This is a genomic window from Burkholderia sp. LMG 13014 (genome assembly GCF_905232215.1).
Lineage (GTDB): Bacteria > Pseudomonadota > Gammaproteobacteria > Burkholderiales > Burkholderiaceae > Burkholderia.
In genome coordinates this window covers 1-12023 of record NZ_CAJNKE010000150.1, presented here as the reverse complement: position 1 = coordinate 12023, position 12023 = coordinate 1, and the positions used below count along the sequence as shown (strand labels likewise).

The 12023-nt window shown below is 65.9% G+C and carries 10 protein-coding genes; 7 read left to right on the top strand and 3 right to left on the bottom strand.

What is annotated here, in order from left to right:
• Nucleotides 1-42 precede the first annotated feature (42 nt).
• From JYJ84_RS16895 to JYJ84_RS16875, 5 genes are all read left to right on the top strand, one after another.
• A complete protein-coding gene (locus JYJ84_RS16895) occupies nt 43-1050 on the top strand; it encodes a CoA ester lyase (RefSeq protein ID WP_175222922.1) in 1008 nt (335 codons plus the stop codon).
• A gap of 230 nt (nt 1051-1280) precedes the next feature.
• Nucleotides 1281-1796, top strand: coding sequence for a hypothetical protein (locus JYJ84_RS16890; RefSeq protein ID WP_011355750.1), 516 nt, complete (start codon nt 1281-1283; stop codon nt 1794-1796).
• Between the two features lie 21 nt (nt 1797-1817).
• Nucleotides 1818-3269: a bifunctional 2-methylcitrate dehydratase/aconitate hydratase gene (locus tag JYJ84_RS16885; protein ID WP_174960847.1), complete on the top strand. Its 1452-nt coding sequence runs from the start codon at nt 1818-1820 to the stop codon at nt 3267-3269.
• A gap of 52 nt (nt 3270-3321) precedes the next feature.
• Complete coding sequence (gene acnA / locus JYJ84_RS16880; protein ID WP_175222894.1) at nt 3322-6039, top strand: aconitate hydratase AcnA; 2718 nt, start codon at nt 3322-3324, stop codon at nt 6037-6039.
• Between the two features lie 327 nt (nt 6040-6366).
• Nucleotides 6367-6933, top strand: coding sequence for a class I SAM-dependent methyltransferase (locus JYJ84_RS16875; RefSeq protein ID WP_236027665.1), 567 nt, complete (start codon nt 6367-6369; stop codon nt 6931-6933).
• 128 nt (nt 6934-7061) lie between these two features.
• Here the strand turns inward: JYJ84_RS16875 and JYJ84_RS16870 are convergent, their stop codons facing one another.
• Genes JYJ84_RS16870 through JYJ84_RS16860 form a run of 3 tightly spaced genes read right to left on the bottom strand, consistent with a single transcriptional unit; the run spans nt 7062 to nt 8247 of the window.
• The gene (locus JYJ84_RS16870; RefSeq protein WP_175222892.1) at nt 7062-7496 is read right to left on the bottom strand and encodes a DUF1801 domain-containing protein; all 435 of its coding nucleotides are present in this window, start codon (nt 7494-7496) and stop codon (nt 7062-7064) included.
• Entirely contained in the window at nt 7493-7924 is a 432-nt protein-coding gene (locus tag JYJ84_RS16865) for an SRPBCC domain-containing protein (protein WP_175222891.1), read from the bottom strand. Before JYJ84_RS16865 ends, JYJ84_RS16870 begins: the two co-directional genes overlap by 4 nt.
• Nucleotides 7924-8247 (bottom strand): helix-turn-helix transcriptional regulator, encoded by a 324-nt coding sequence (locus JYJ84_RS16860; protein WP_041493622.1) that lies wholly within the window; start codon nt 8245-8247, stop codon nt 7924-7926. Before JYJ84_RS16860 ends, JYJ84_RS16865 begins: the two co-directional genes overlap by 1 nt.
• A 643-nt stretch (nt 8248-8890) precedes the next feature.
• Here JYJ84_RS16860 and JYJ84_RS16855 point away from each other — a divergent pair.
• Both JYJ84_RS16855 and JYJ84_RS16850 read left to right on the top strand, forming a co-directional pair.
• On the top strand, nt 8891-10624 hold the full coding sequence (locus tag JYJ84_RS16855) for a protease pro-enzyme activation domain-containing protein (protein ID WP_175222890.1): 1734 nt from the start codon (nt 8891-8893) through the stop codon (nt 10622-10624).
• Between the two features lie 187 nt (nt 10625-10811).
• On the top strand, nt 10812-12023 hold a 1212-nt coding region (locus JYJ84_RS16850; RefSeq protein ID WP_205189302.1), incomplete at its 3' end, for an MFS transporter.

Here is a 12023-nt window from a genome sequence, read left to right as displayed (position 1 = left end):
CCGATTTTCTCCACGTTGACCCGTTTCCCTGACGTAGACGAGATGGCCGCGCTCACTCCTGCACAAGTGCTGTACGACGGGGCGTCCCCGCCCGCGATCCTGCCCTGCTGCGATCACTACGCGGGCAGCGAAAAGCTGATGCGCAAGTCGCTCGCACTGCAGGCCGAAACGGGCCCCGTTTTCGACATCACGCTCGACTGCGAAGACGGCGCGGCCGTCGGCCAGGAAGCCGCGCACGCGGCACTCGTCGCCGAACTGCTCGGCAGCGCCGAGAACCGCTTCGGCCGCGTCGGCGTCCGTATCCACGACTTTTCCCACCCGCACTGGCGCGACGACGTGCGCATCGTGCTGCGTGCGCCGCGCGCTCCCGCCTACATCACGCTCCCGAAGATCGCGAGTGCCGCCGACGCAGCCGAAATGACCGCGTTCATCGAAGGCACGCGCCGCGAGCTCGGCATGGCGCAGCCGATCCCGGTCGACGTGCTGGTCGAGACGCACGGCGCGCTCGCGCAGGCGGCCGCCCTCGCCGCGCTGCCGACGGTCGGCACGCTGAGCTTCGGCCTGATGGATTTCGTCTCCGCGCACCATGGCGCGATTCCCGATTCCGCGATGCGCTCGCCGGGCCAGTTCGAGCATCCGCTCGTGCGCCGCGCGAAGCTGGAAATCGCCGCGGCCTGCCACGCACACGGCAAGACGCCGTCGCACAACGTGACGACCGAGGTGCGCGACATGGGCATCGTCGCCGGCGATGCACGCCGCGCGCGCGACGAATTCGCGTTCACGCGGATGTGGAGCATCCATCCCGCGCAGATCCGCCCGATCGTCGACGCATTCGCGCCGCGCACCGACGAAGTCGCGCTGGCCGCCGAGATCCTGCTGGCCGCGCAGGCCGCCGACTGGGGGCCGACGCGCCACGGTGATACGCTGCACGATCGCGCGAGCTACCGGTATTACTGGTCGGTGCTGCGCCGCGCGCAGGCCACCGGCCAGCCCGTACCGGCCGAGGCCGCGCCGCTGTTCGGGCCGGCCGCCACCGGCAGCACGCCGTAAGCGCGCGCCGCCGGCCGATACACGAGATTCATGCATTCGACGACGCGCGAACCGGATAGAGTTTTGCGAAACGACAAAAAACGTAACGGAGCCCGAAAACCTGATATGTATGCGGTCAAATAGGTGAAAATAGCGGCCGCTGCGCGCTTTCGGGGCGCGTGCAGTTTCAAACCGGCCGGCCGCTTCGATTGCCGGCCCTTGTCAACTGATTATCGAAAGGTTCTGACTCCATGAAGAAACTCCTGATCGCTACCGCTATCGGCGCCTTGTCCGCCACGATGCTGGTGTCGGCTCCGAGCGCGTTTGCCCAGGGTACGACTACGACGACCGCGAAGAAGGCAACGGCCAAGCGCCCGGCGCCGGCCAAGCGCATCATCCCGCGTAGCAAGAAGGCACAGGCACGTGCCGCAGCGAAGGTCGATCCGGTACCGGACGGCGCGGTCAAGTGGTCCTGCAAGGAAGGTCTGTCGTTCGACCTCGCCGGCGACATGAAGCGCGACCAGGTCGTCACGGTTCACTGGGCGAAGAAGAACTACAAGCTGCCGCGTCAAGCCACGACGACGGGCGCCGACACGTTCTACGATCCGGCAGCAGGCTTCAAGCTGATCGTGATCCCGACCAAGGCAATGCTGTTCTCGGACGCAAACGGCGGCGAGCGCCTCGCGGACGAATGCGTGACGCCGGAAATGACGCAAGGCACGCCGGCACCGACGCAGTCGAACGAGCTGAAGCCGGCAACGAACTAAGCGCGTTCCATCGGCCCCTCGATGTCCGCCCCGGTCTCCAACGTCCGCCCTGCTCCGGATACGGTACTCGTCGATATCGTCGACTACGTGCTGAACACCGGTCTCGACAGCGCGCTCGCGCTGGAGACGGCGCGTCATTGCCTGATCGACACGCTCGGATGTGGACTCGAGGCGCTGTCCTACCCTGCCTGCACCAAGCTGCTCGGCCCCGTCGTGCCCGGCACGATCGTGCCGAACGGCGCGAAGGTGCCCGGCACGTCCTTCCAGCTCGATCCCGTCCAGGCCGCGTTCGGCATCGGCGCGATGATCCGCTGGCTGGACTTCAACGACACCTGGCTCGCCGCCGAATGGGGTCATCCGTCCGACAATCTCGGCGGGATCCTGGCGACGGCCGACTGGCTCTCCCGCACGGCCGTCGCGGCCGGCCGGAAGCCGCTCCTGATGCGCGACGTACTGGTCGCGATGATCCAGGCCCACGAGATCCAGGGCTGCCTCGCCCTCGAGAATTCGTTCAACGCGGTCGGGCTCGACCACGTGCTGCTCGTGAAGGTCGCGTCGACGGCCGTCGTCGGCCGGCTGCTCGGGCTCACGCGCGACGAGCTGATCAACGCGGTGTCCAACGCGTTCGTCGACGGCCAGGCGCTGCGCACCTACCGCCACGCGCCGAACACCGGTTCGCGCAAGTCATGGGCGGCCGGCGACGCGACCTCCCGCGCGGTGCGCCTCGCGCTGATCGCGAAAACGGGTGAAATGGGCTATCCGTCGGCGCTCACCGCCAGGACCTGGGGCTTCTACGACGTGCTGTTCGACGGCAAGCCGTTCCGCTTCCAGCGCCCGTACGGCACGTACGTGATGGAAAACGTGCTGTTCAAGATCGCGTTCCCCGCCGAATTCCACGCGCAAACGGCCGCCGAGGCCGCGCTGCAGCTGCACGCGCAGCTCGCCGCCGCGGGCCGCACGACCGACGAGATCAGCCGGATCACGATCCGCACGCACGCGGCCGCGATCCGCATCATCGACAAGCAGGGCCCGCTCGCCAATCCGGCCGACCGCGATCACTGCATCCAGTACATGGTCGCCGTGCCGCTGCTGTTCGGCCGGCTGACCGCGGCCGACTATGAAGATTCGGCCGCCGCCGATCCCCGCATCGACGCGCTGCGCGCGAAGACGGTATGCGTCGAGGATCCGCAGTTCACGAAGGATTACCACGATCCGGACAAGCGATCGATCGCGAATGCACTGACGATCGAGTTCGCGGACGGATCGAAGCTTGCCGAAGTGGCGGTCGAATACCCGCTCGGCCATCAGCGACGCCGCACCGAAGGCATCCCGCTCCTGGTCGAGAAGTTCAGGACCAACCTCGCCCGCCGCTTCCCGGCAAAGCAGCAACAAGCGATTCTCGACGTGTCGCTGGACCAGGCAAAGCTCGAAGCGATGCCGGTCGATCAGTACGTCGACTTGTATGTGATATAGCCGTCATCTACAGGACACGTTGTTTCCTAGCCTTAAACCCAGGAAAATCACCATGGCCCACAATCTCCACAAGACCCTCAAGGAATTCGACAGCGGTTCCGGCAAAGGCAAGTTCTACTCGCTGCCGCAACTCGGCAAGGAGCTGAAGACGAAGATCGAACGCCTGCCGGTGTCGATCCGTATCGTGCTCGAGTCCGTGCTGCGCAACTACGACGGCAAGAAGATCACCGAAGAGCACATCGAGCAGCTGGCGAACTGGAAGCCGACGGCCAAGCGCGTCGACGAGATTCCGTTCGTGGTGTCGCGCGTCGTGCTGCAGGACTTCACGGGTGTGCCGCTGCTCGCCGACATCGCGGCCATGCGCGGCGTCGCGGAGCGCACGGGCAAGAACCCGAAGAAGATCGAGCCGCTGGTCCCGGTCGATCTCGTCGTCGACCACTCGGTCCAGATCGACTACTTCCGCCAGAAGGACGCGCTCGACCTGAACATGAAACTGGAATTCCAGCGCAACAACGAGCGCTACCAGTTCATGAAGTGGGGCATGCAGGCATTCGACACGTTCAAGGTCGTGCCGCCGGGCGTCGGCATCGTCCACCAGGTGAACCTCGAATACCTCGCGCGCGGCGTCCACAAGAAGGCGGACGGCGGCGACACCGTGTACTACCCGGATACCCTCGTCGGCACGGACAGCCACACGACGATGATCAACGGCATCGGCGTGGTCGGCTGGGGCGTGGGCGGCATCGAGGCTGAAGCCGGCATGCTCGGCCAGCCGGTGTACTTCCTGACGCCTGACGTCGTCGGCGTCGAGCTGAAGGGCAAGCTGCGCGAAGGCGTGACGGCCACCGACCTGGTGCTGACCATCACCGAAATGCTGCGCAAGGAAAAGGTCGTCGGCAAGTTCGTCGAGTTCTTCGGCGCTGGCACGAAGTCGCTGTCGCTGCCGGACCGCGCGACGATCGGCAACATGGCGCCGGAATACGGCGCAACGATGGGCTTCTTCCCGGTCGACGAAAAGACGATCGACTACTTCGAAGGCACGGGCCGCACGAAGGCGGAAATCGCCGCGTTCGAAAACTACTTCAAGGCGCAGAAGCTGTTCGGCATCCCGAAGGCCGGCGACATCGACTACACGAAGGTCGTGACGCTGGATCTGGCAACGGTCGCTCCGTCGCTGGCCGGCCCGAAGCGCCCGCAGGACCGCATCGAGATCGGCAACGTCAAGTCGACGTTCACCGACCTGTTCTCGAAGCCGGTGGCAGACAACGGCTTCGCGAAGAAGGCGGACGATCTGGCCACGCAATACACGACGAGCAACGGCGTCGACGTGAAGAACGGCGACGTGCTGATCGCCGCGATCACGTCGTGCACGAACACGTCGAACCCGAGCGTGCTGCTGGCCGCTGGCCTGCTCGCGAAGAAGGCGGTCGAGGCCGGCCTCACGGTCGATCCGAAGATCAAGACCTCGCTCGCGCCGGGATCGCGCATCGTCACCGAGTACCTGACGAAGACGGGCCTGCTGCCCTACCTGTCGAAGCTCGGCTTCGAAGTCGCGGCCTATGGCTGCACGACCTGTATCGGCAACGCGGGCGACCTGACGCCGGAGCTGAACGAAGCGATCACGAAGAACGACATCGTCGCGGCAGCCGTGCTGTCGGGCAACCGTAACTTCGAAGCGCGTATCCACCCGAACATCCGCGCGAACTTCCTCGCGTCGCCGCCGCTGGTCGTCGCGTACGCGATCGCCGGCAACATCACGCGCGACCTGATGACCGAGCCGGTCGGCAAGGGCAAGGGCGGCCGCGATATCTATCTCGGCGACATCTGGCCGACGAGCGACGAAATCCACGCGCTGCTCAAGTTCGCGCTCGATCCGAAGAAGTTCGAGGACAACTACTCGAAGCTGACCAAGAAGGGCGACCTCTGGAGCAAGATCGAGGGCGAAACGGGCCAGGTCTACGACTGGCCGAAGTCGACGTACATCGCCGAGCCGCCGTTCTTCGGCAACGACTTCTCGATGGAACCGGCTGCATCGATCCCGACGGTCAAGGGCGCGCGCGCACTGGGCATCTTCGGTGACTCGGTCACGACCGACCACATCAGCCCGGCAGGCTCGATCAAGGAAGACTCGCCGGCAGGCAAGTGGCTGAAGGAAAACGGCGTGCAGAAGGCCGACTTCAACAGCTACGGCTCGCGCCGCGGCAACCACGACGTGATGATGCGCGGTACGTTCGCGAACGTCCGGATCAAGAACCTGATGATCCCGGCGAAGGAAGACGGCTCGCGCGTCGAAGGCGGCCTGACGATCCACCAGCCGAGCGGCGAACAGCAGTCGATCTACGACGCGGCCATGCAGTACGTCGGCGCGGATACGCCGACGGTCGTGTTCGCGGGCGAAGAGTACGGCACGGGCTCGTCGCGCGACTGGGCCGCGAAGGGCACGCAACTGCTCGGCGTGAAGGCCGTGATCGCACGCAGCTTCGAGCGGATCCACCGCTCGAACCTGGTCGGCATGGGCGTGCTGCCGCTGCAGTTCAAGGGCTCGGACAGCATCCAGTCGCTCGGCATCACCGGCGAAGAGACGTACGACATCGAAGGCCTTGGCGACGACTTCAAGCCGCAGCAGGACGTCACGCTCGTGATCAACCGCAAGAACGGCGAATCGCAGCGCGTGCAGGTGCTGCTGCGCATCGATACGCCGATCGAAGTCGACTACTACAAGCACGGCGGTATCCTGCCGTTCGTGCTGCGCTCGCTGCTCGCAGCGTAAGCGCGCGGCTTTTGCAGGTGCCGCAGCCGCCTCGCGGCGGTTGCGGCCGATTTGGATGCCCGACCTCGTGTCGGGCTTTTTTTTCGTCGCGCATTTCGGCTCGGCGCGATGCAAGTGTCCGCGTTCGGTCTGGCGCCGCCGGCGTCGACCTTGCACTCGGAATTGCCGGCAATCGGACTACCGACCCGAATTTCACGCGCGCATCAGGTATGCTCCGAGCGGGCTGCATGTGTTTCGACGCGACGTCGCGCAGGCATCCGAAATCGTTCATGCAACACGCTCCGGAATGCGTACTCCATGTTTCCAGATCCCTGGCTGGACCGATGGTTGACCTTGATCAAGGCCCGAGCCGGTGAACGGCCCGTGCTCGAGATCGGCTGTGGGTACGGGGACGACACCGCGACGCTGGCCAAGGCCGGCCTGCAGGTGATCGGCTTCGACCTCTCCCGCACGGCGGTGGCAGCGACGAAAATCAGGGTCCCCTCCGCGAACATCACGCGACGCGACGTCCGCGATCCCCTTCCCGACGACGCGACGAAGATGGGGGTCGTACTGGCAAGCCTGTCGCTGCACTACTTTTCCTGGGACGAAACCGTATCGATCGTCGAGCGCGTCAGATCGGCGCTTCAACCGGGCGGCGTATTGCTGTGCAGGTTGAACTCCACCCTGGACGACAACTTCGGTGCGCAGGGATACGAGGAAATCGAGCCCGGCTACTTTCTGGTAGACGGGCAGCCGAAACGGTTCTTCGACGAGAATGCCGTGCGCCGGCTGTTTGCCGACGGCTGGAAGACGCTCTCGCTGGAGCACGTTACGACGGATAAATATCACCAGCAAAAAGCTGCCTGGGAAGTCATTCTCGAGCGGCCGCCGTCTGCCATACCGTCGGTCTGACGCGACCTGCCGACGGTGCAACCCGGCCACAATCGGCAATGTTCCTGCGCGACCTGTCTCCGGCGCCGTGAGTCGCGCAGCCGTCGCATCGCTTTCGCGCTGAAACGGATCGGCCCGCGGCCGGTGCGTCAGGCCGCCCGGTCGCGAGGCATCTTCTTGCCGACGCCCGCCCGCGCGTTCTTCTTCAGATGCGTGCGGTTGTAGTCAATCGCCGCACGCACCAGATTCTTCAACGCCCGCTTGTCGACCCGGTCGCCTTCGAAAAAGTCGATCGCGCGCCGCGCGTTGCCGTCGAGACCGTCGTTGAACAGCTGGTCGGGATCGGGCAGCTGCGCGCCGTGCATGAAGGTCAGCTTCACCTTGCCCTTGTGCGCGTTCGCCACCGCGATCATCCCGTCGCATTCCCACACGGGGCTGCCCATCCATTTCCATTCCTCGACGATGCCCGCTTGCGCAGCGAGGATCGTCTGGCGCAGGTCGGCGAAGGTCTTGCCGCGCCAGTCCGCGATGCCGGCGATCAGCGCGTCGATACGCGCCGACGGCGTGAGGTCCGTTGTGCTCATGCGCGCGCCTCCGTGCCTTCGTCGGGGCGGGCCAGCACCTGTTCGAGCGTGTCGAAGAACCGGACCCAGCCGTGCTGTGCGCCGCGATACGCCTGCTCCTGCTCCGTGCGGAAGCCGACCTGCTCCATCCGCAGGTGCGTGCCGGCCGGCGTCGGCGTGAGCGTCCACGTGACGACGCTTTCGAGGCCATACGCGGCCCACGTATAGGACAACTCCCGCGGCGGCTCGATCGTCAGGACCTGGCAGTCGACCGAACCCCAGTCCGCGCGGAAGCTGAAGGCGCGGCCCGCGACGGGCTCGAAGTCGCTCTTCATCAGCCACGCTTCGATCAGGTGCGGTTGCGTGAGCGCGCGCCAGATCTTCTCCGGCGGATGAGGCAGCTCCCGGTCGACGACGACGGAGCGCGTTTCGGTGGTGGCCTGGTTCATTACTGATCCATCCTTTTCAGAAGATCTTCGAGGGCATCGAACCGGTTCTGCCAGAAGCCGGCCATCTGGCTCGTCCAGTCGATCAGCGGGGCCAGCGCTTGAGGCTGTGCGCTGTAGTGCGTCTGCCGGCCTTCGTGACGGTCGCTCACGAGCCCGGCCTGCTTCAGGACACCGAGATGCTTCGAGACGGCCGGCTGCGAGACGCCCGCATGGGCCGTCAGCGCGGCAACCGTCAGCTCGCCGTCCGCGCACAGCCGCTCGAAGAGCGCGCGGCGAGTGGGATCGGCCAGCGTCCTGAAAAGCATGTCGTGTGCGTTCTGCATGTCCAAATCCATAACCCGATGGTTATGAATCGAAGAATATCCGCTGATCGACGCGCGTCAAGGCGGAATTTCACGAACGGCGTCGTGCGATCTCGCACGGGCCTGCCGTGCGCCGCGTCGGCACGCGCACGCCGCCGGATTCGAGCCTTTCCTCTAATTTGCAACCGCAGCATGCGATCCGAAAGCAGCCCGCAAGACTGTCGGAAGCACCGTTCCACAGTTCGGGAAACGTTTGCGATCGACCAGCCCCTTTTTTGTGCACGCACGAATCCGTTCCTGCCGTGCCGCTTCGTTTGACCACATAGTGCGACGCGGCACGCGGCAACGACCGGCCGCGCGCGATGCGTTCACGGGTCGATCCGCTCCGCGATCGCGCACGTTCCGGCGCCGCGACGAACGACTCGTGCGTGCGAACGTCGCGCCTTGCCGTGCCCTCGTGTCGCGAACCGGTTCCGTTCGCCACGGCCACGATCGCTTGTCCGGACGACGCAACGCATGCGCGTGGAAGCGCCGATGTCAGAACTGACAGCTATGGAAACTGGCAGCTACCCGAACCGCGGCGACGCCCTACGCTCGTCACCGCTCGCGACCCCACAAGGGTCGGGGGCTCCAGCAACGTCGTCTCTCCTAAAAAGGACTCCCGATGAAAAGGAACGCCTGGTTTGCCCTGCCCCTGCCGTCGCCCCGCCGCCTTGCGTGCGTGGCACCGCTCGTGTTCGCCGCCGCTGCGGCGCATGCGGCGACGGACTGGGTCGACACCCATACGAAGGCCTTTCTGACCGGCCCGCAGTTGATGGCGCGCAGCGCGGCGCCGTCGCTCGAACTCGCGTCCGGTGAAACGACCAACGTCGTCGTCAGCCTGAAGCTTCGCAATGCCGCGCAGCTCAAGCAACTGGCGCGCGACGTGAACAGGCCGGGCAGCGCGCATTACCGCCAGTACCTCACGCATGCGCAGTTCCTCGCCAGCTACGCGCCGACCGACGCGCAGGTGAAGTCGGTCGTCGACTACCTGCACAAGAGCGGCTTCGTGAACGTCGAGGTCGCACCGAACCGGTTACTGGTATCCGCACGCGGCACGGCCGGCACGGTGAAGGCCGCCTTCAACACGTCGCTCGTGCACTTCGACTACGCGGGCCGCTCGGGCTTCGCCAACACGTCGACCGCGCAGGTGCCGCGCGCGCTCGGCGACGTCGTCGGTTCGGTGCTCGGGCTGCAGAGCGTCGCACACGCGCGGCCGCTGCTGCGCATCGGCAACGTGTCGAAGCCGCAGGCGCTCGCGGCCGGCACCGCAACCGGCCACTATCCGAAGGAATTCCCGGGCCTCTACAACGCAACCGGCGTACCGACCGCGGCCGGCGTGACCGTCGGCATCATCACGATCGGCGGCGTGTCGCAGACGCTGCAGGACCTGAAGCAGTTCACGTCGAGCAACGGCTACGGCGCGGTGTCGACGCAGACCGTCCAGACCAACGGCTCGGGCGGCAGCTACACCGACGACCAGGACGGCCAGGGCGAATGGGATCTCGACAGCCAGTCGATCGTCGGCTCGGCCGGCGGCCAGGTCGGCAAGCTCGTGTTCTACATGGCGGACCTCAACGCCTCCGGCAACACGGGGCTCACGCAGGCGTTCAACCAGGCGGTGTCGGACAACACCGCAAAAGTGATCAACGTGTCGCTCGGCTGGTGCGAGACCGACGCGAACGCGGACGGCACGATCGACGCCGAGGAACAGATCTTCACGACCGCCGCGGCGCAGGGCCAGACGTTCTCGGTTTCGTCAGGCGACGAAGGCGTGTACGAGTGCAACAACCGCGGCTATCCGGACGGCGCGAACTACACGGTGTCGTGGCCGGCCTCGTCGCCGCACGTGCTCGCGATCGGCGGCACGACGCTCTATACGTCGTCGGCGGGCGCGTTCTCGAGCGAGACGGTGTGGAACGAAGGGCTCGATTCGAACGGCAAGCTGTGGGCGACCGGCGGCGGCGTCAGCACGATCCTGCCCGCGCCGTCGTGGCAGTCGGGCAGCAACCGCCAGTTGCCGGACGTCGCGTTCGACGCCGCGCAAAGCACCGGCGCGTACATCTACAACTACGGCCAGTTGCAGCAGATCGGCGGCACGAGCCTCGCCGCGCCGATCTTCACGGGCCTCTGGGCACGCCTGCTCGCAGCGAACGGCACGGGCCTCGGCTTCCCGGCCGGGAAGTTCTACGCCGACATTCCGTCGAACCCGTCGCTCGTGCGCTACGACGTGGTGTCGGGGAACAACGGCTATCAGGGGTATGGCTACAACGCAGGCACCGGCTGGGATTACACGACCGGCTTCGGCAGCCTGAACATCGCGAACCTCAACCAGCTGATCAAGTCGGGCGGGTTCTAAGCGAAGCGTAAAGGCCGGCGCGCGGCGGTGGCAGGTCGCGCGCCGGCCGGCGGAAGACAGCATGAACGCGGATCGCGCCACCGCGACACCACTATCCACGGCGTCAATATCGACATCACAAACATCCGTTGGATCAATTGCCTGGCGGATGCGACAGTGGGCATTCACCCAACCTGCGCTGCCCGCGATGTCGACAACCCACCTGCCTCCCGTCAGCCCGCCCCTTCACGACGGCCTGCCGACGCGACAGCGAATCGCGGCATTGATCGCCCTCTCGCTCGCGGTCGCGATGGCCAATCTCGATACGGCCATTACCAATACCGCGCTGCCGACCATCGGCAGAAGCATCGGCGCCGATCCTGCCTCGGTGATCTGGGTCGTCAATGCGTATCAGCTTGCGATGATCGCGACCTTGCTGCCGTTTGCGTCGCTCGGCGAGATATTCGGCCATCGGCGCATTTACATCGCCGGGCTGATTCTGTTCACCGCCAGCTCGCTCGCGTGCGGCATCGCAGGGTCGCTTCCCGCGCTCGCCGCTTCGCGTGCGTTGCAAGGTATCGGCGCGGCCGCAATCATGAGCGTCAACACCGCGCTGATTCGTTTTGCGTACCCGGCCAGGCTGCTCGGCCGCGGCGTCGGGTTGAATGCGCTCGTCGTCGCCGTTTCGTTCACCGTCGGGCCGACCGTCGCGTCGGCCATCCTGTCGGTCACGTCATGGCACTGGCTGTTCCTGATCAACGTTCCCGTCGGCCTGCTTTCCGTCGCATTGGCGGTTCGCACCCTGCCGATCACCGCTCGTGCCCGACATGACTTCGATATCGCCGCCGCCTTGCTGTGCGCTGGTTGCTTCGCACTGCTGATCCTCGGACTGGGAACGGTTTCGCACGACGGCCTGTCGCCGACGGTCATCGCCGAATGGATCGTCGCGGCAGCCTGCGGCTACACGCTGCTGAAGCGCCAGGCACATCACCCCGCTCCGCTGCTCGCCGCCGACCTGTTTCGACGGCCGGTCTTCTCCCTGTCCGCCGCCACGTCGGTTTGCTCGTTTGCGACGCAGGGCCTCGCGTTCGTGTCGCTGCCGTTCTTCCTGCAAGCCGGCCTCGGCAACAGCCAGGTCGACACGGGCTTCCTCATGACGCCGTGGCCTGTCGTGGTGGCCATCATGGCGCCCGTGGCCGGACGCCTGGCCGACCGATACCCGGCCGGCATACTCGGCACCGTCGGCCTCTCGATCCTGTGCATCGGCATGGCATCGCTGGCCATGCTGCCGCCCGCGCCTTCGACGCTCGATATCGTGTGGCGGATGATGATGTGCGGCGCCGGATTCGGCTTCTTCCAGGCGCCGAACCTCAAGGCGCTGATGGGCAGTGCGCCGGCCGAGCGCAGCGGCGGCGCCAGC